Source organism: Burkholderia crassaminum (assembly GCF_964265005.1).
Lineage (GTDB): Bacteria > Pseudomonadota > Gammaproteobacteria > Burkholderiales > Burkholderiaceae > Burkholderia.
The window spans coordinates 85,962-102,988 of record NZ_OZ183800.1 but is presented as its reverse complement, the minus strand read 5'-3'; the positions used below and the strand labels follow the sequence as shown (position 1 = coordinate 102,988).

The 17,027-nt window shown below is 67.6% G+C and carries 18 protein-coding genes; 7 read left to right on the top strand and 11 right to left on the bottom strand.

Translation table 11 applies throughout. From position 1 onward, the window contains the following. Positions 1 to 2: 2 nt before the first annotated feature. The gene (locus ACPTTF_RS17580; protein WP_166955938.1) at positions 3 to 785 is read right to left on the bottom strand and encodes an aldolase; all 783 of its coding nucleotides are present in this window, start codon (positions 783 to 785) and stop codon (positions 3 to 5) included. Positions 786 to 919: 134 nt separating this feature from the next. On the opposite strand from ACPTTF_RS17580, the gene ACPTTF_RS17575 reads away from it, so the two are divergent. Together ACPTTF_RS17575 and hutC are read left to right on the top strand one after the other, a co-directional pair. Continuing rightward, positions 920 to 1,462 (top strand): helix-turn-helix domain-containing protein, encoded by a 543-nt coding sequence (locus ACPTTF_RS17575; RefSeq protein ID WP_166955936.1) that lies wholly within the window; start codon positions 920 to 922, stop codon positions 1,460 to 1,462. Positions 1,463 to 1,492: 30 nt separating this feature from the next. Beyond that, the gene (gene hutC / locus ACPTTF_RS17570; RefSeq protein WP_166955934.1) at positions 1,493 to 2,230 is read left to right on the top strand and encodes a histidine utilization repressor; all 738 of its coding nucleotides are present in this window, start codon (positions 1,493 to 1,495) and stop codon (positions 2,228 to 2,230) included. A 96-nt stretch (positions 2,231 to 2,326) separates the two neighbouring features. Here hutC and ACPTTF_RS17565 read toward each other — a convergent pair whose 3' ends face one another. Beyond that, complete coding sequence (locus ACPTTF_RS17565; protein ID WP_423367553.1) at positions 2,327 to 3,175, bottom strand: phytanoyl-CoA dioxygenase family protein; 849 nt, start codon at positions 3,173 to 3,175, stop codon at positions 2,327 to 2,329. A 39-nt stretch (positions 3,176 to 3,214) separates the two neighbouring features. Continuing rightward, the gene (locus ACPTTF_RS17560; protein ID WP_166955929.1) at positions 3,215 to 4,018 is read right to left on the bottom strand and encodes an ABC transporter substrate-binding protein; all 804 of its coding nucleotides are present in this window, start codon (positions 4,016 to 4,018) and stop codon (positions 3,215 to 3,217) included. Positions 4,019 to 4,510: 492 nt separating this feature from the next. Here ACPTTF_RS17560 and ACPTTF_RS17555 point away from each other — a divergent pair, with 492 nt between their 5' ends. Then, complete coding sequence (locus tag ACPTTF_RS17555) at positions 4,511 to 4,990, top strand: helix-turn-helix transcriptional regulator (protein ID WP_423367552.1); 480 nt, start codon at positions 4,511 to 4,513, stop codon at positions 4,988 to 4,990. Between the two features lie 28 nt (positions 4,991 to 5,018). Here ACPTTF_RS17555 and ACPTTF_RS17550 read toward each other — a convergent pair whose 3' ends face one another. Continuing rightward, complete coding sequence (locus ACPTTF_RS17550) at positions 5,019 to 5,693, bottom strand: ankyrin repeat domain-containing protein (RefSeq protein ID WP_423367551.1); 675 nt, start codon at positions 5,691 to 5,693, stop codon at positions 5,019 to 5,021. A 219-nt stretch (positions 5,694 to 5,912) separates the two neighbouring features. On the opposite strand from ACPTTF_RS17550, the gene ACPTTF_RS17545 reads away from it, so the two are divergent. After that, positions 5,913 to 6,773 carry a LysR family transcriptional regulator gene (locus ACPTTF_RS17545; RefSeq protein WP_166955921.1) on the top strand — a complete coding sequence of 287 codons (861 nt, stop codon included), beginning with the start codon at positions 5,913 to 5,915 and terminating at the stop codon, positions 6,771 to 6,773. A gap of 152 nt (positions 6,774 to 6,925) precedes the next feature. Here ACPTTF_RS17545 and ACPTTF_RS17540 read toward each other — a convergent pair whose 3' ends face one another. The 3 genes from ACPTTF_RS17540 to ACPTTF_RS17530 form a co-directional block, all read right to left on the bottom strand. Next, on the bottom strand, positions 6,926 to 7,399 hold the full coding sequence (locus tag ACPTTF_RS17540) for a nuclear transport factor 2 family protein (protein ID WP_060342270.1): 474 nt from the start codon (positions 7,397 to 7,399) through the stop codon (positions 6,926 to 6,928). Positions 7,400 to 7,466: 67 nt separating this feature from the next. Continuing rightward, positions 7,467 to 8,651 carry an amidohydrolase family protein gene (locus tag ACPTTF_RS17535; protein ID WP_423367550.1) on the bottom strand — a complete coding sequence of 395 codons (1,185 nt, stop codon included), beginning with the start codon at positions 8,649 to 8,651 and terminating at the stop codon, positions 7,467 to 7,469. 84 nt (positions 8,652 to 8,735) lie between these two features. Then, entirely contained in the window at positions 8,736 to 9,935 is a 1,200-nt protein-coding gene (locus tag ACPTTF_RS17530; RefSeq protein ID WP_423367549.1) for an amidohydrolase family protein, read from the bottom strand. A gap of 539 nt (positions 9,936 to 10,474) precedes the next feature. Here ACPTTF_RS17530 and ACPTTF_RS17525 point away from each other — a divergent pair. Then, complete coding sequence (locus ACPTTF_RS17525; RefSeq protein ID WP_166955915.1) at positions 10,475 to 11,107, top strand: glycine zipper 2TM domain-containing protein; 633 nt, start codon at positions 10,475 to 10,477, stop codon at positions 11,105 to 11,107. A gap of 219 nt (positions 11,108 to 11,326) precedes the next feature. Here ACPTTF_RS17525 and ACPTTF_RS17520 read toward each other — a convergent pair whose 3' ends face one another. The 3 genes from ACPTTF_RS17520 to ACPTTF_RS17510 form a co-directional block, all read right to left on the bottom strand. Continuing rightward, a complete protein-coding gene (locus tag ACPTTF_RS17520) occupies positions 11,327 to 12,718 on the bottom strand; it encodes an amino acid permease (protein WP_423367548.1) in 1,392 nt (463 codons plus the stop codon). Between the two features lie 106 nt (positions 12,719 to 12,824). Further along, positions 12,825 to 14,075, bottom strand: coding sequence for an NAD(P)/FAD-dependent oxidoreductase (locus tag ACPTTF_RS17515; RefSeq protein WP_423367547.1), 1,251 nt, complete (start codon positions 14,073 to 14,075; stop codon positions 12,825 to 12,827). 35 nt (positions 14,076 to 14,110) lie between these two features. Then, positions 14,111 to 14,464 carry a RidA family protein gene (locus ACPTTF_RS17510; RefSeq protein WP_042974203.1) on the bottom strand — a complete coding sequence of 118 codons (354 nt, stop codon included), beginning with the start codon at positions 14,462 to 14,464 and terminating at the stop codon, positions 14,111 to 14,113. Between the two features lie 346 nt (positions 14,465 to 14,810). Here ACPTTF_RS17510 and ACPTTF_RS17505 point away from each other — a divergent pair, with 346 nt between their 5' ends. Further along, positions 14,811 to 15,446 (top strand): helix-turn-helix domain-containing protein, encoded by a 636-nt coding sequence (locus ACPTTF_RS17505; protein ID WP_423367546.1) that lies wholly within the window; start codon positions 14,811 to 14,813, stop codon positions 15,444 to 15,446. A gap of 139 nt (positions 15,447 to 15,585) precedes the next feature. After that, positions 15,586 to 16,095 carry a GNAT family N-acetyltransferase gene (locus ACPTTF_RS17500; protein ID WP_423367545.1) on the top strand — a complete coding sequence of 170 codons (510 nt, stop codon included), beginning with the start codon at positions 15,586 to 15,588 and terminating at the stop codon, positions 16,093 to 16,095. A 251-nt stretch (positions 16,096 to 16,346) separates the two neighbouring features. Here ACPTTF_RS17500 and ACPTTF_RS17495 read toward each other — a convergent pair whose 3' ends face one another. Next, positions 16,347 to 16,916, bottom strand: a complete 570-nt coding sequence (locus ACPTTF_RS17495) for a hypothetical protein (protein ID WP_423367544.1) — start codon at positions 16,914 to 16,916, stop codon at positions 16,347 to 16,349. Between the last annotated feature and the right edge of the window lie 111 nt (positions 16,917 to 17,027).

Here is a 17,027-nt window from a genome sequence, read left to right as displayed (position 1 = left end):
GTTCATGCGACGCAGTCCTGATGGGTACGCAGCGCGCGCCGCGCGTAATAGTCGAACGTCACCGCATCGCGCTTCGGCTTCGAGATCCAGTCATGCGCTTCACGCGCCAGCGCCGGCGGCACCGGCCTGATCTCGCCGGCCGCCATCGCAAGCAGCTGCAGCTTCGCGGCCCGCTCGATCAGCAGCGCGAGGATGCACGCTTCCTCGATCGTCTTGCCGACCACGAGCTGACCGTGATGCGACAGCAGGATCGCGCGCTTGCTGCCGAGCGCCTTCGAGATGATCTCGCCCTCCTCGTTGCCGACCGGCACGCCGGGCCAGTCCTTCAGGAACGCGCAATCGTCGTACAGCGGGCAGGTATCCATGTGCGACACGACGAGCGGCTGCTCGAGCATCGACAGCGCCGCGACATGCGCGGGATGCGTGTGGATGATGCAATTCACGTCGGGGCGCTCGCGATAGATCCACGTGTGGAACCGGTTGGCCGGATTCGGGATGCCTTCTCCGTCGATCACGTCGAGATCCTCGTTGACGCGCAACAGGTTCGCGGCCGAGATCTCGTCGAAACCGAGCCCGAGCCGCTGCGTGTAGTACGTGCCGGCGTCGCCCGCTCGGCAGGTGATCTGCCCGGCGAGGCCGGAATCGTGGCCGGCGTCGAACAGGATCCGGCACGTGAGCGCGAGCTTTTGCCGCGCGGACCAGCCGCTGTCGCCCACCTCGTTGTCGAGACGCCGCTCCGCCAGCGCGACCAGCGCCTCCTTCGTCAGATTCAGCGTTTCCGCCATGTTCACCTCCTGAATGGATCGGGTCGGTCGCGCCGTCCGCGGCCGCTTTCCCGGAGAAACATGACACACAATACACCACAGGACACTTTGTGTCATGCGTTACAATCGGTTTTTCGAAGGACACCTGGCGCCCCATGACGATTCGCCTGAAGCTGCTCAGAAAACAGAAGGGCTGGACGCTCGACGTGCTGGCCGACGAAACGGGCCTCACCAAGAGCTACCTGTCGAAAGTCGAGCGCGGCCTGAGCGTGCCGTCGATCGCGGTCGCGCTGAAGCTGTCGAAGGCACTGAATGTCGACGTCGAGCAGTTGTTCTCGGAAAGTCACAACCGCGAGCTGATCACGGTCACGCGCGCCGGCGAGCGCACGGCGATGGGCGCGGCGGCCAACAGCCAGGCGCACCGCTTCGAGAGCATCGCGGCCGGCGTCGCGCCGAAGAAGATGCTGCCGTTCGTCGTGCATCCGCCGCACGAATTCGTCGCATCGACGTTCCGCGAGCACGAAGGCGAGGAATTCCTGTTCGTGCACAAGGGGCGCGTCGAAATCGAGTTTCCGAACGAGACGGTGCAACTCAAGACCGGCGATTCAGTCTATTTCAACGCACTCATCCCGCACCGCACGCGCAGCCTCGGCGCCGCGCAGGCGGAGATCCTGGTCATCGTCAGTCACGACGACTAGCCTCGCCACTTCTTCGCGCAAGGATCCCCGATGGTCACAAAGGCCACCGCACCGTTCCAGCAGATCAAGACGCTCGTTCGCCAGAACGTCGACTCGGGCGACTGGCGCCCCGGCGACCGCATTCCGTCCGAGCTCGATCTCGCCGCGCAGTTCGGCGTCGCGCGCATGACGGTCAACCGCGCGCTGCGCGAGCTGACCGAGGAAGGCGTGCTCAAGCGCATCGCGGGCGTCGGCACGTTCGTCGCCGAGGTGAAGCCGCAGTCGAACCTGCTGATGATCGCGCACATCCGCGACGAAATCCGCGCGCGCGGGCACGAATACCGCTGCCGCGTGCTGAGCCAGTCGAGCGAACCCGCGTCGTTCGACGTCGCGGCCGCGTTCGGCCTGCCGGTCAATACGCCGGTTTTTCACGTGGTCTGCGTGCACGAGGAAAACGGCCGCCCGATCCAGCTCGAGGATCGCTACGTGAACCCGGCCGCCGCACCCGGGTTCATCGACCAGGATTTCCAGGTCGAGCCGCCGTCCGAGTACCTGTTCAACAACGTGTCGCACTACGAACTGGAGATCGAGCACGTGGTCGATGCAGCGCTGCCAACCGGCGAACAGGCGCGGCTGCTCGACATGCGCGCCGACGAGCCGTGCCTCACGCTCACGCGCCGCACCTGGACGAACGGGCAGCCCGTCACGTTCGTGCACTTCCTGCATCCGGGCAACCGCTACCGGCTCGGCTCGCGCTTCAAGCCGGGCGCCGGACGCCACCCGACCTGATCCTTCGTCACACGCCCGCACGCACAAAAGCGCGCGGCGGCCGTTTCGTCAGGAAACGGCCGCCGCGTCCGTCATGCACGCGCGCCAGTGTCAGCGTCAGATCGCGCCGGCTTGCCCCGCTCCACGCGACCACACGACCGGAAACAGCGGGTGGTCGAGCGGCGCACCGTCGGGCAGTTGCTCCGCGAGCCCGGGAAATTCAGGCGACGTCTTCCAGTGGCGCGGCGCGTGACGGATATCGTCGCCGACGAAGCGGATCGAGAACGCACGCCGGCGGTTCTGCGTACCGCCCGACGCGTGCAGCGTGAGCATCCGGAAGCACACCATGTCGCCGGGCTCGAGCGCCCAGTGGCGGATCGGGAAAGCCGCACGGTCGCCTTCGATGTCCGGTAGATCCGCAAGGCTGCCTTCCGGAAACCACTTCGCTTCCTTGTCCATGAACGTGCGCGGCATCAGCCACGGCCCGAGATGCGAGCCCGCGACGAATTCCAGCGTCGATTCGAGCGGCACCGGATCGACCGGAATCCACATGCTGACGTTGTCGTCGCCCTCGATGTTGTAGTACGGCTGGTCCTGGTGCCACGGCGTGCGCTGCCGCGTGCCGGGCTCCTTCACGAGCAGGTGGTCGTGATGCAGCCGCACATGCTCGCTGCCCATCAGCGCGGCGGCCACCGACGGCGCGGGCGAGCGCACGATGAAGTCGCGATACGCGTCGTTGTGCTGCCAGTTGCAGAAATCCTCGAAGAACCAGCCCGGATCGTCGGGCCGGCTCGCGACTTTCGCGCGCGGGCTCGGCTGCGCGAGATTCGTGTCGATGCCGGCGCGCAGCGCGGCGACTTCGTCGGGCGAGAAAATGCCCTTGATGCAGACCGCGCCTTCCTCGCGGAACGCGGCGATCAGTTCGGGCGTCACGGCTTGCGCGACGCGATCCTGGATACTCGTCATGGTGTGCCTGTCGATTGAATGAATCACGGAGTCACGGAGTCACGGTGCCGAAGTCAGCTGCTGCTTCGCCCCGTAGATGTCGAAGTCGAAGTATTTCGCGGCGATCTTCTGGTACGTACCGTTCGCGCGGATCGCGACGATCGCGTCGTTCAGCCGCTTCTTCATCGCGTCGTCGCCCTTGCGCACGCCCATCGCCACGCCGTAGCCGGTGATCCGCACGTCGGTCACGTCGGGGCCCGCGAACGCGTAACCCTTGCCGCGCGGCGTCTTCAGGAACGAGTAGCCGGCCTGCGTCTTGTCCTGGAAGGTCGCGTCGAGGCGGCCGTTGACGAGATCCTGGTACACCTGGTCCTGGTTCTGGTACGAGACGATCGTCACGCCCTTGGTCGCCCATTCGGCCTTTGCGTACGCTTCCTGCGTCGTGCCCTGGTCGATCCCGATGCGCTTGCCCGCGAGCGACGCGGCGGTGGGCAGCAGCTTCGAGCCGACCGGCGCGACGAGCGCGCCCGGCGACGCATACAGCTTGTTCGAGAAGTCGATCTGCTTGAGCCGCTCGTCGGTGGCCGTCATCGCGGACATGATCACGTCGAACTTGCGCGCGCGCAGCGCCGGAATCATCCCGTCGAAGCCCTGCTCGACCCATACGCACTTCGCACGCAGTTGCTCGCAGATCGCATTGCGCAGGTCGATGTCGAAGCCGGCCAGCGAGCCGTCGGGCTGCTTCGCCTCGAACGGCGGATACGTGGGGTCGATGCCCCAGCGGATCGTCGACGTGTCCTGCGCGAACGACACGAGCGGCGCGAACGCCAGCGCGGTAACGAGAAGCTTTGCAGTGCGGTTCATGGCGTGTCCTTGAAGGTCTCGACGCGGCGGGCAAGCGCCGGCGTCCGGTGGGTGGCATTGCGCCGGAACGCCCGGCGCGGTGCGCGAAAGACAGGGACTTCGATGAAACTGCGATGCAGTCTAGACCGCTCAAATTTTGAGCGCAAGCGGGGAAACGCGAGGGGCAGGCGGATGGGAGGCGGGCAGGGGCGGGAATCGACGAGGATCGCGTCAGCGTGGGCCTCAACGCTACTATTTCGCCAGATTTTTCAATATTTTCATGTATTTACCCTGCGCAATGCACGCTCACCACAGCGCGTATTTTTCCGGATATTAGTCGAGCGGCGGTGTCTATGCGGGCTACCAGGATCCTATTTCCCTTGATCCGGATCCGATGGAATGGGTGACGCATCCTATACCGCCCTGAAAATCGTCCGGACACGACAGCATCGCCCAGCGATGCAAGCTATACCTTACATTCGAGAGTCGCTGAATCCGTGCCGAAAGGTCCATATGCAACTCCATGAAATCGGTCATGTCGTGGCGAAACGTCGGGCAGAGCTCGACCTGACGCAGGCCCAGCTCGCCAGACTCGCCGGACTGTCTCGTCTCACCGTGAATCAACTTGAAACCGGCAGGCTCAAGGATCTGGGCATCAGCAAGCTGATCCCGTTGCTCGGTTTGCTCGGCATTGAACTCGTGACGCAGACAAGGCCCGCACAAAGCGGTCTCTACAAGGCCGTCGTCAGCGCGAACGTCAGCTACAAGGGTGAACTGACCGAACGTCTGCTGATCGGCGCAATGGCTAGCGGACATATTCCAGCGGGATACGAATCGCAGTTCTCCGTCATCCTCGACGAGGTGCCGCTGCCTGTCGTGCTGAAGGCGGCCGAGGAAGCCGCCGAACGCTCGGGCACCCCGCTTCGGACCATCTGGAAAAACCTCGCCGCATGGTCGAAGGCGCTTCATCTCTATCGAGAAGTATGGTCCTGACTGCGGCACTGTCTCGCCCGGTTGAGACCTACCGCGCCCCCGCCCCCACCAGCACCCGCTCGATCGCCGCATATCCGCGCCGCCGCGCATGCTGCAGCGGCGACTCGCCGTTCGAATCCGCGAGATTGACGTTCGCGTGCCCGTCGACGAGCAACTGCACGATCCGCACATAACGCTCGCTGCCGTCGCCGAGCATGATCGCCTCCAGCAGCGCGGTCCAGCCGAGCCGGTTCACGTGGTCGACGTTCACGCCCGCGTCGATCAACGTGCGCACCGTATCCACATGGCCGCGCTCCGCGGCCGGAATCAGCGCGGTGCCGCGATACCGGTTCGTGCTGCACAGGTCCGCGCCGTGCACGAGCGTCATCCGCAGGATGTCGAGATAGCCGCGCGCACCGGCATACAAATACGGGCTGTCCTGGATCGCGTCCTTCGCGTTGACGTCCGCGCCCGCGTCGATCAGCACGCGCGCCGCCTCGACGTGATTGCCGTGCGTCGCGAGCAGCAGCGCCGTGCGGCCCTGCCCGTCGCGCGAATCGATCTGCGCGCCGCGTTCGAGCAGCGTGCGCACTTCGCCCGCGTCGCCCCGGTCGGCCGCGCTGCGCAGCCGGCTTTCGGGCGCGCCGCCGTCGGCGGCGGCCACGGCCGACGTGAGCGTGGTCAAGGCAAACGAGCCGATGATCGCGATCCGTTTGAAAAACATCCCGTTTCCTCCTTGCGTGCCGCGCCTGCCGATGTGCCTGCCGATGCACGGGTGATGCACCGCTGACACGCGGTTAATGCGATCCGTCAGGCGCCCCCGTGGCGCCACACGGCGCCGCACCGCATCCGGCGAAACCGCGATTGCCCACGGCGTCCGGCCATGTTAAAAGTCGTCGCACGCATTTGGAAATGAAATGTTCGAATCCGCAAAAGTGCAGAAATGAATAGACCCCTGTTCGACATCGACCTGCTGCGCGCGCTCGTGATGGTCGCCGACTGCGGCAGCTTCACGACGGCGTCCGCGCGCCTGCATTCGACGCAGTCGACGGTCAGCCAGAAGGTACGCCGGCTCGAGGAAATCGCCGGGCACCGCCTGCTCGACCGCGGCACGCGCGACGTCCGGCCGACCGACGCGGGCGTGACGGTGCTCAGCTATGCGCGGCGCATGCTCGCGCTGAACGACGAGATGCTGGAAGCATTGTCGGGCGCGACGGTCGCGCTGACGATCCGGCTCGGCGTGCCCGACGATTTCGCGGCGGGCCGCACGACCCACGCGCTCGCCGCGTTCAATCGCGAGCATCCGCAGGTCAAGCTCGAAGTGATGTGCGGGCTGAGCCGCGACATCAGCGCAGCGTACGATCGCGGCGAACTCGACCTCGTGCTGATCAAGCAGCGCCGCGACAGCCGCGAAGCCGTCGTGCGCTGGCCCGAGAAACTGCGCTGGATCGACAGCGCCGCGCATCCTTCGATCGATCTCGACCCGGTGCCGATCGTCGTGTTTCCGCCGCGCGGGCTCTATCGCGACGACATGATCAAGGCGATCGAGGAGCGCGGCCGCCGCTGGCGGATCAGCTTCACCACGTCGAGCCTGAGCGGCATCCAGGCCGCCGTCGCCGACGGGCTCGGCATCAGCGTGCTGCCCGCGCGCGTGGTGACGGACGAGCACACGGTGCTGACCGCGAAGCAGGGTTTCGCGCCAATCGAGCACATGGACATCGCCATCCTGCATCGGCCGACGGCCGACCCGATGGTCAGCGAGCTGACGAAGACGCTCGCGGCGATGCTGGAGCACGAGGAGTAGCAAGAAAGAGCAAGCCGGATACGGCAAAGAAAAGGACACCGTGGTGCCGCCGGCACGGCCGATGCGACGAGATCGCGGGCGCATCGTCACGCCCGCGCGCCCGATGCCCGATGCCCGATGCCCGATGCCCGATGCCCGATGCCCGATGCCCGTCAGAACATCGTGTTCCCGTTCGCGGCCTGCTCGGGCACGGGTTGATTGACGTCCCAGTGCTCGACGATCTTGCCGTTCTCGAGCCGGAAGATGTCCATGATCGCGCTGCCGCGCGTGCCGGGTTCACGCACCGCGTGCACGTGCAGGATCACGTAGTCGCCATCGACGAACGAGCGCTTGATCTCGCTGTGCGACTGCGGATACTTGTCGCGCAGGAATGCGACGAATTTGCGGAAGCCGTCGCGGCCGTCGGCCGCGTTCGGATTGTGCTGCACGTAGCGATCGCCGACGTACGCGAGCGCGGCGTCGGCATCTTTCTCGTTCAGGCCTTTTTCATAGAACGCGAGCACCGTGCGCCGGTTGGCTTCCTGCTGCGCGTCCGTCGGCCCCGCCGCCACCGCATGCGCGGCGCTCACGGCGAACAGGGCCGCCGCCATCCATCGTGCGGCCCGTGCCGCTGTCGTGCGTCGCATCGTCATCTCCCGGGAGGTTCGGCTGAAAACCGGATCATACCGGGGCGACGCTTCACTCAGTCTTCACTCAGGCCAGCGCGCCATTGCGCGCAACGATCTTCCCCGACGACACGACGAGGCGCCGCACCGGCCGCGCAACGACGGCCTCGGCAAACGTCAGCGCGTCGACCAGCACGACGTCCGCGCGGCTGCCCGGCTGCAGCCCGTAGCCGTCGAAGCCGCAACCGCGCGCCGCGCTGTGCGTCACGCAGTCGAGCGCGACCTCGAGCGCATCGTCGCGGCGGAAATCGTTGCGCATGCCGATCAGCATCGCGCGTTCGAGCATGTCGGGCGACCCGTACGGCGTCCACGTATCGCGCACGCCGTCATTGCCGCCGATGACCGTCACGCCTGCCGCACGGCACGCGGCCACCGGCGGCACGGGCACCGCGGCCGGCGCTGTCGTGACGAGCCCGACGCCGAGTTCCGCCATCCGGGCGAGCAGCACGTCGCGCTCGCGTTCGGCGATATCGCCCAGACAGAACCCGTGGCTGATCGTCACCTTGCCCTGCATGCCGTGCGCAGCGGTACGCTGCAGGATCAGGTCGAGCGAGTACGCGCCCATCGATCCGCGCTCGTGCAGGTGGAGGTCGAGCCCGCGGCCGTGGCGTTCGGCGATCGCGAACAGCACGTCCACCGCCTCGACCGGATCGCCTTCGATCGCGCACGGGTCGAGCCCGCCGAGCAGATCGGCGCCGGCGGCGAGCGCGTCGGACAGCAGTGCGTCGGTGCCCGGCCGCTTGAGCACGCCCGATTGCGGAAACGCGACGATCTGGATTTCGACCTGCCCGCGCAGCGTCTCGCGGGTCGCGAGCACGCCGTGCAGATGCCGCAGCCCGGCTTCGGTATCGATGTCGACGTGCGTGCGGATGCGCGTCGTGCCGGCCGCGAGGAAGGCGCGCGCCAGCGCGAGCGACGCGGCGCCGGCGTCATGGCCGCTCGTCGCGCGATAGTGGCGTTCGTTCTCGATCCGGTCGACGAGGCGCGGCCCGACCTGGTTGCGATACCACGGCATCCCCCAGTGCGTCTTGTCGAGGTGCGTGTGGCCTTCGACGAGGCCGGGCAGCGCGAGCGCCCCCGCGCCGTCCTCGATCGCGCAGCCGGCGGGCGCGTCGAGCGACGGGCCGATGCGCGCGATGCGATCGCCTTCGATCAGGATGTCGAGCGCAGCGTCGGCGCTCGGGCGGACGTTGCGGATCAGCAGGTTCGTCATGTCGGTTCCGGTGGGGTCGGTCAGTGCAGTAAGTGCAGTCAGTACGAACGGGGCACGGCGCGCGCCGTGCCGCCGGTCACTTAATCAGCGCGTGAAGCGCAGCGCAGGGGCGAATGGCGCGCTCGTATCGCTTTCGCCGCGGCGGAACACCCAGCGCTCGGCCGGCACGCCCGCGACGGCCGCCGCCGCATTCGGCGCACGCACCGCGACGAACGTCGCATCACAGCCGACCGCGATTCCATAGTTATCCTTGCCGATCACGCGCGCGCCGGCGTGCGTCGCCATGTCCAGCGCGATACCGAGCGCCTCGTCGGTGTAGAAGCCCGACCGGTAGCCGACCATCATCGCCCGCTGCAGCATGTCGCCGTTGCCGTACGGCCACCATGCGTCGCGGATGTTGTCGTTGCCCGCGAACACGTGCACGCCCGCGTCGCGCAGCAGCTGCACCGGCGGAAACGCGCAGTCGCCCGGCGCATTCGTCAGGATCGACACACCGGCTTCGGCCAGTGCCGCGGCGGTGCGCTGCACGTCGTCATCGCTCACCTGGCCGAGCGCATACGCATGGCTCACGTTCACGCGACCGCCGAGCCCCGCCGCGCGCGTGCGCGCCGCGATCCGCAGCAGTTGCGCGATGCCCGTTTCGCCCGGCTCGTGCAGGTGGATGTCGATCTTCGCGCCGCGCTTCTCGGCGATGCCGAACACGATGTCGAGCTGGCCGTCCGCATCGCCGTCGAGCGTCGTCGGGTCGATCCCGCCGACCACGTCCGCACCTTCGCGCACGGCTGCGTCGAGGATCTCGGCGGTGCCCGGGCACGTCACGACGCCGGCCTGCGGGAACGCGACGAGTTCGATATCGACGATTCCGCGCCACTGCTCGCGCGCGGCCATCACGGCCTGCAGGTTCGACAGGCCCGTCGTCGCGTCGACGTCGACGTGGCTGCGCATCGCGACCGTGCCGAACGCGGCGGCCTGCTCGATCAGCGCGTTCGCGCGCTCGACGATCGGCGGTGCGGCCGCGAGCTGGCGCTTCTCGACCGCGAGCCGCTCGCGCAGCGTGCCGACCGGTTCGTGCGGCACCCAGCGATCGCCGACGAAACTCTTGTCGAGGTGGATGTGGCCATCGACGAAGCCGGGCAGCACGACGCGGCCGTCGAGGTCGATCGTTTCCGCGTCGGGCGCGGCAGCACAATCGGCGCCGATCGCGGTAAAACGGCCGTCACGGACGACGAGGTTGATGGGCTGGCCGCCGGCGTCGACGGCGTTGATGAAGATACGATCGGTCATGACTCGGAATGTGGGGCGGTCGCGGCACGTCACCGGCGCGGGCAGGGGAAGGAACCGCAGCCGGCACGGCGCGACCGTTGGCAGGGAATCCGGCCACGATATCGGACGCCGCCACCCGAGGCCAATTAAATGTCGCGATGCCGCGCATTCGATTTCGCGATGCGCGACGCAAACGCCACGCCAGCAAGGTGCGGCGGCGGGGTCCGATCTCGTCGGAGACGGCTTGCATGCCAATGGCCCGTCGGGCGACGTCGCGCAAGCCGACGTTTCGGGCACCGGCACCGAGGGGCTGACCGCCTCGCCAGACACGCTGCCGGACCGCAATCGATGCGTGTCATCGAAGCTGCCGACCGGGCGCCGCCGCCCTTGCCGGGCGTTGCGCGACCACCCCGCGCAAGCCGCGATTTACGCGGCAACAGACTTTACACGTTGTTACCCGGCCGCACCGGACGCGCCACCAGCCATTCCTTATACTCACGCCGAGTTCGCCACCCGTCCCGGAATTCGTCGGCGAACCCGTTGCCGATGCAGGAATCATCATGATGCGCATGCCTTCCACGAAGACCGTTCTGTTCGCCTCGCTCGTCGCCGTCGCGGCGCTTCCGCTGACCGCGTGCGTCGCGCCGGGTTACTACGGCGCGCAGCCGGGGTATCCGCAGCAACAGCAATACGCGACGCCCGCGTATTCACAACCGGGCTACGTGCAGCAGCAACAGCCGTATCCGAACCAGGCGCCGCAACCGTACGATCAGTACGGCAACCAGCAGCAATACGGGTCGCAGCCGTATGACCAGTACGGCAATCAGCAGCAATACGGCAACGGCTACGGCACGCAGTACGGCACGGTCTCGAACATCCAGCCGGTCAACGGTTCGGTCGGCCCGTCGGGCGTGGCCGGCACCGTCGTCGGTGCGCTGGTCGGCGGCCTGGTGGGCAACCAGTTCGGCCGCGGTCACGGCCGCGATGCGGCGACCGTGATCGGTGCGCTCGGCGGCGCGGTGGCCGGCAACCAGATCGGCCAGCAGATGGGCGCCGCGCAAGGCCCGAGCAGCTACCGGATCGACGTGCAGGTCAGCGACGGCACGATGCGCTCGTTCGACGTGCAGTCGCCGGGCAACCTGCGCCCGGGTGATCGCGTGCAGATCAACGGCAATCAGCTGGCTCGGTATTGATTCGGATGCGGTGCGCCTGACCTGATCGGGCGCATCATCGCGCGTGTTACGTCGGGGCCGGTTCGGCCCGACGACGTACCTGCTTCACCCCACCCTCATCCTTCGTGCCGGCGCGGCGCACATGACGCGCCGCCGACATTGCCGCGACACCCTCGCGCTCAACGCCCCCGTCGCGCGACCGCTCACCCGCATCAACGCCCGCGCCCCGGCGCATGGCCGTCACACGCGCTCGGTACCGAGCCCGACCCGCGTCGACCGCGCCGCCGCCTGCAGGTGTCGCGACCGCCGGTAGATGATCGCCATCAACGCCATCACCGCCGCACCGGCATACAGCGACCCGCGCGTCGACGGATCGACGCCGAGCATCACGAACACGAACGCGACGAACACGAGACAGATCCACGACGTGACCGATGCGTACGGCATGCGGAACGCCACCGTCTCGCCACGTGCGGCCAGCACGCGCCGGAACCGCATGTGCGTCAGCACGATCATCGCCCAGATCACGGCCACGTCGAACGACAGGAACGACATCAGCCAGCCGAACACGCGCGCGGGAATCACGTAGTTCAGCACCACGCCGACCGACATGAACAGCACGGTCGCACGCACCGCGCGCGACGGCGAGCCGCTTGCGCTCAGCGCCGCGAACGGCGCGGGCGCGAGGCCGTTGCCGGCCATGCTCGACAGCATGCGCGCGCCGCTGAACACGATGCAGTTGAAGCTCGACAGCGCGGCCGTCACGACCACGAAGTTGACGATGCCGGCCGCCTGCCGCAGCCCGAGCGATTCGAACGTCGTCACGAACGGGCTGCCGTGCTCGCCGAGCTCGTGCCACGGATACAGCGCCATGATGATGAACAGCGCGCCGACGTAGAAGATCAGGATGCGCCACAGCACCGAATTGATCGCGCGCGGGATCATCTTCTGCGGCTCGCGCGCCTCGCCGGCCGTCAGGCCGATCATCTCGACGCCCGCGAACGAATACGCGACGATCGGCAGCGCGCTCACGACCCCGAGCACGCCGTGCGGGAACACGCCGCCGTGCCGCCACAGGTTCGACAGCCCGACCGGCTCGCCGTGATGGCCGATCCCGGTGAACACGATCAGCGCGCCGCCCGCGATCATCAGCACGATCGTCACGACCTTCACGATCGCGAACCAGAACTCCAGCTCGCCGTACACCTTCACGTTGAGCAGGTTGAAGCCCGAGATCGCGGCGATCGCCGCCACGACCCACAGCCACTGCGGCACCTCCGGAAACCAGAAGCCCATGTAGATGCCGATGGCGGTCGTCTCCGCGACGCCGACGCCGACCATCAGCAGCCAGTAGCTCCAGCCGACCACGTAGCCGGCGAACGGCCCGAGGTATTCGAACGCATACGCGCCGAACGAACCCGATACCGGCCGGTGCACGGCCATCTCGCCGAGCGCGCGCATGATCAGGAAGATCATCGCGCCGCCGATCAGGTAGGCGACGAGCGCACCGGGCCCGGCCGCCTTGATCGCGGATGCCGAGCCGAGGAACAGGCCGACGCCGATGGCCATGCCGAGCGCCATGAACGAAATCTGGCGCGCGCCGAGCTCGCGCCGCATCGTGTGCTGTTGCATGTTGTCTCCAGTCGTTGATCGTTGCGGCGAGCCGGATGGGCCGGCCGCTGGACGGAGCGGCCGGCGTCGTGTGCCGGCCGCCCTGCTGCAGCGCACGGACGCCGGTTCAGCGGCCGTGAAGGAAGCGTTCGACGCGAAACGGCGCCGGGTCGACGAACGGTTGCGTGCCGGTCATCAGGTCGGCGATCAGGCGGCCGGTCACGGGGCCGAGCGTGAAGCCGTGATGCGCATGCCCGAACGCGAACCACAGATCGCGGTGACGCGGCGCGGCGCCGATCACGGGCAGCATGTCGGGCGTGCACGGCCGGCGGCCGAGCCACGGCGTGCCGTCGACACGTGCGCCGAGCGGAAACAGCTCGCGCGCGACCGGTTCGACGGCGGCGAGCTGGGTGGGCGTCGGCGGCGTATCGCGATAGCCGAGTTCGACGCCGGTCGTCAGGCGGATGCCGCGCGTCATCGGCGTGATCAGGAAGCCGCTGTCGGCGTCGAGCACGGGCCGGTTCAGCCGTGCGCCCGGCTGCGGCGCGTAGTGCATGTGATAGCCGCGCTTGACCGCGAGCGGCAGTGTGTAGCCGAGCCGCTCGCACAGGAGATCCGACCAGGGCCCGAGCGCGACGACCGCCGCACGCGCGTCGACCGGGCCTTGCGCGGTGTCGACGCGCCAGCCGTTCGCGGCCGACAGCGTCAGTGCGTCGCCGGTCAGGATGCGGCCGCCGAGTTGCTCGAAGTGTCGTGCGTACGCCGTGACGAGCGCATTCGGATCGCTGATCGAATCGGAGCCCGTGTAGCGCAGCGCGCCGATCAGCGCGCGGCTCAGGTTCGGCTCCGCGTCGCGCAGCGCGGCCGCATCGAGCACGTCGAAGGTCACGCCGTATTCGGCGCGCCAGCGCTCGGCGTCGCGCGTTTCGGCGTCGCGCGTCGCGGTCGTGCGGAACACCTTCAGCCAGCCGCCTTCGCGCAGCAACGCGCCGGCACCGGACGCTTCGATCAGCGCGCGATGCTCGGTCACGCAGTGTTCGATCAGCGGCGCATACGCGCGCGCGATCTCGGCATGGCGCGCCGGATGCGAATTGCGCCAGTAGCGGTACAGGAACGGGATCAGCTTCGGCAGCGCGCCGGCGTGATAGCGGACGTCCGGCGAGCGGTTGCACGCGTATTTCAGCAGCGTGCCGAAGCCGCGCGGAAACGCATACGGGTACACGCCTTCGCGCTGGATCAGCCCGGCATTGCCGAGCGACGTCTCGTTGCCGGGCGCCTTGCGATCGACGAGCGCGACCGACAGGCCGCGCTGTTGCAGATGAACGGCGACGGATACGCCGATCATGCCGCCGCCCAGGACGAGCGTGTCGAATGTCATCGGGTGTGCCTCGGGGCGGGCGAGCGGCGCCGGGCTCAGGCGAGCGCGGTCACGGCGATCTCGACGTCGAGACCGGGCTTCATCAGCAATGCCTGCACACATGCGCGGGTCGGCGCGTGGCCGGCCGGCACCCAGGCGTCCCACACCGCGTTGAACGCGTCGAAGTGCGCGGCGTCGCTGAGCCACACGTTGGCCGTGAGCACGCGCGTCTTGTCGACGCCGGCCGACGCGAGCAGCGCGTCGATGCGCGTGAGGATTTCGGTCGCCTGCACGGCGATCGGCGCGCCGGCCGTATCGGGCACCTGGCCGGCCAGGTGGACGATGCCGTTCGCGATCACGACCTGGCTCATGCGTGCGCCGGTCTGCAGACGTTTGATTTCACTGGACATGGATTGCACCTTCACGGGCCCGGCCACGACCGGCCGGGGAAATGACTGGGAAAGACCGCTGGCGTGCGGGCGGTCGCGGATCACCGCGCGAGCCGCCATACCGGCCGGTCCGGGCCTACCTTGCGCAAGATCGGGCCGCCGCCGTACAAGCGAACGCGCAGCGCCGATTCGTACACGTGTCGTTCACGGCGGCCGCACCGGTCGCGCGAGTTTCGCGTCGTCCGATGCTAGAGTGGCCGTCACGCCCACCATCGGCGGTTTCGACGAAAATTATCATATACGATAAAATTTATTCTCGTATACGACAAAACCCGTATTTACGCCGCGCGTCGCGCCCCGTCTCCGCATGCCCAAATCCACCGTTCCCGTTCCGCCGCCCACCGACACCGCGCCGCAGCTCGACCACCAGACGGTCGGCGCGCGGCTGCGCGACGCGCGCAAGTCACGCGGCCTGACGCTCGCGCAACTGTCCGAGCGTTCCGGTATCGCGGTGTCGACGATTTCGAAGGCCGAGCGCGGCGACATTGCGCTCACCTACGACAAGTTCGCGGCGCTCACGCATGCGCTCGCGCTCGACTTCGACACGATGTTCGGCCGGCCCGCGCCCGCCGGCGCGATGACGCCGTCGTTCACGCCGGCCGGCCAGCAGATGGTCTACGACACGCCGAACTATGCGTACGGGATGCTCGCGAACGACCTGACCGGCAAGCGGATGGTGCCCGTGCGCGGGCGGATCCATGCGCGCAAGCTGTCCGATTTCGCCGACTACATCAGGCACAGCGGCGAGGAGTTCGTGTTCGTGCTGAGCGGCGAGCTGGAGCTGCGCTTCGAGAGCGGCCACGCGTACCGGCTCGGCGCCGGCGACAGCCTGTATTTCGACAGCGCGGTCGGACACGTGTACCTGAGCCTCGGCGACACCGATGCCGAGGTGCTCGCGTGCTGCGTCGACGGCGATGCGCGGCGGCCGCGCGACGCAATCTGAACGCAACGGTACGGCCAGCGCGCGCGATGCGCAGAATGCCGACACGCGCCATCTGAATTCCTATTAGGATTAGTACGATGCATCCCGCGGCCAAAGCGGCTCGCGCCGGCATGCACGACCCTCAACCGGAATCCCCTCGATGACGATCACGACTCGCCTGCTCGACGCGGCCGACGCCGCCCGTTACCAGACCGTTCGCCTGCGTGCGGTCGACACCGCGCCCACCTCTTTCCTGCCGACGCTCGACGAAGAGTCGCAGGTGCCGGTCGACGAATTCGCGATACGCATCACGCCGACCAACGAACGCGCCGTGTTCGGCGCATTCGACGGCGATACGCTCGTCGGCATCACCGGCGTGCGCCGCGACGCGCGCACGAAGATCGCGCACAAGGCGACGATCTGGGGCGTGTTCGTCGATTCCGCGTATCGCGGGCAAGGCATCGCGCAGACGCTGCTCGAAAGCGCGACCGCGCACGCGGCGCAGGTGTGGGACTGCAAGCAACTGATGCTGTGCGTGAACGAAGTCAATGCCAATGCCGAGCGGCTGTATGCGTCGCAAGGGTTCGTGCGGTTCGGTACGGAACCGCGCTCCATGTTCTTCGACGGGCGGTTCTACGACGAGCACCACATGATCAAGACGCTGGCGTAACGCATCCGGGTTGGCGATCGCGTTGGCGTGCGCGTGCGCCGGCCGCTCCCGCACGCCAACGCTCGTCCCCGTCTCGCCCCGGCGCCTGCCGATGGCCGTCATGCCGACGGCCTGCCCGGCGATCGTCGCGATCGTCGCGTTCGTCGGCGCCCACCGCTGGCGGCGCCTCCCCGGAGAGAGGTTGTCGAATGTTTATGCGCAAAAACTTTTATTGAAAATACGCGCCCGGCGACGTCCACCGGGGCGACCGCTCACTCGCCAGCCGCCGCGATCGCTCCCGTCGCCGGCTCGCGCCCTGCGGAAGCAGCCGGCTCGAATATCAGCACCATGTCTCCACGATAACTTCCATGGGCTGGCACCGCCTCGCTGGCGGCGGGCGCGCTGATCTTCACTTGACGGGTTTCGTCATAACCGTCGAAGCCGTCGCGCCCGCGCTTTGCCAGCGTGAGCACGCGAGCGGCATCGGCAGCAATTTCAGCATCGCCCGCACTGCCCGTCAGCACGACCTTCGCGTTGGCCAGATCGTCGCGCCCGTTCGACAGCCGCAGCGGCTGCAACAGCGTGACGTTGATATCGGGATTCGTCGTGCGTACGCGGATCGGCAGCGTCGCGGCAAGGGCCTGCTGGCTGCCATCCGTCGCGGTCAGTTCGACCACGCCGTACGCGGAGTTGTCCGGCATCGAAACGAACAGGCTGTCGCCGATGTGCGCGGTCAGCGTGATCGTCTTGACGACGGCTTGCGGCGACGCCGGGCCTGCATGGGCGATGCCGGCCAATGCACCCCACGCGACGAGTGCAGCGAGACGGGTTCCGATCTTCATCGTATTGCTCCGCATTCCGGATGGTTGTCATTCGGGCACCCGATCCCGTCATCGCAGGAGAATCCGGGATTTTTTTATCCCGAAATTAGCCGGCAATATCCCCGTGGAATT

Excerpts from the sequence above, each read along its gene's own strand:
- ACPTTF_RS17505 (WP_423367546.1), top strand. The coding sequence starts at position 14,811 with ATGCCCAAATCCACCGTTCCCGTTCCGCCGCCCACCGACACCGCGCCG.
- hutC (WP_166955934.1), top strand. The coding sequence starts at position 1,493 with ATGGTCACAAAGGCCACCGCACCGTTCCAGCAGATCAAGACGCTCGTT.
- ACPTTF_RS17515 (WP_423367547.1), bottom strand. The coding sequence starts at position 14,075 with ATGACATTCGACACGCTCGTCCTGGGCGGCGGCATGATCGGCGTATCC.
- ACPTTF_RS17530 (WP_423367549.1), bottom strand. The coding sequence starts at position 9,935 with ATGACCGATCGTATCTTCATCAACGCCGTCGACGCCGGCGGCCAGCCC.
- ACPTTF_RS17495 (WP_423367544.1), bottom strand. The coding sequence starts at position 16,916 with ATGAAGATCGGAACCCGTCTCGCTGCACTCGTCGCGTGGGGTGCATTG.
- ACPTTF_RS17510 (WP_042974203.1), bottom strand. The coding sequence starts at position 14,464 with ATGTCCAGTGAAATCAAACGTCTGCAGACCGGCGCACGCATGAGCCAG.
- ACPTTF_RS17520 (WP_423367548.1), bottom strand. The coding sequence starts at position 12,718 with ATGCAACAGCACACGATGCGGCGCGAGCTCGGCGCGCGCCAGATTTCG.
- ACPTTF_RS17500 (WP_423367545.1), top strand. The coding sequence starts at position 15,586 with ATGACGATCACGACTCGCCTGCTCGACGCGGCCGACGCCGCCCGTTAC.
- ACPTTF_RS17540 (WP_060342270.1), bottom strand. The coding sequence starts at position 7,399 with ATGCGACGCACGACAGCGGCACGGGCCGCACGATGGATGGCGGCGGCC.
- ACPTTF_RS17555 (WP_423367552.1), top strand. The coding sequence starts at position 4,511 with ATGCAACTCCATGAAATCGGTCATGTCGTGGCGAAACGTCGGGCAGAG.
- ACPTTF_RS17525 (WP_166955915.1), top strand. The coding sequence starts at position 10,475 with ATGATGCGCATGCCTTCCACGAAGACCGTTCTGTTCGCCTCGCTCGTC.
- ACPTTF_RS17565 (WP_423367553.1), bottom strand. The coding sequence starts at position 3,175 with ATGACGAGTATCCAGGATCGCGTCGCGCAAGCCGTGACGCCCGAACTG.
- ACPTTF_RS17560 (WP_166955929.1), bottom strand. The coding sequence starts at position 4,018 with ATGAACCGCACTGCAAAGCTTCTCGTTACCGCGCTGGCGTTCGCGCCG.
- ACPTTF_RS17575 (WP_166955936.1), top strand. The coding sequence starts at position 920 with ATGACGATTCGCCTGAAGCTGCTCAGAAAACAGAAGGGCTGGACGCTC.
- ACPTTF_RS17580 (WP_166955938.1), bottom strand. The coding sequence starts at position 785 with ATGGCGGAAACGCTGAATCTGACGAAGGAGGCGCTGGTCGCGCTGGCG.
- ACPTTF_RS17545 (WP_166955921.1), top strand. The coding sequence starts at position 5,913 with ATGAATAGACCCCTGTTCGACATCGACCTGCTGCGCGCGCTCGTGATG.
- ACPTTF_RS17535 (WP_423367550.1), bottom strand. The coding sequence starts at position 8,651 with ATGACGAACCTGCTGATCCGCAACGTCCGCCCGAGCGCCGACGCTGCG.
- ACPTTF_RS17550 (WP_423367551.1), bottom strand. The coding sequence starts at position 5,693 with ATGTTTTTCAAACGGATCGCGATCATCGGCTCGTTTGCCTTGACCACG.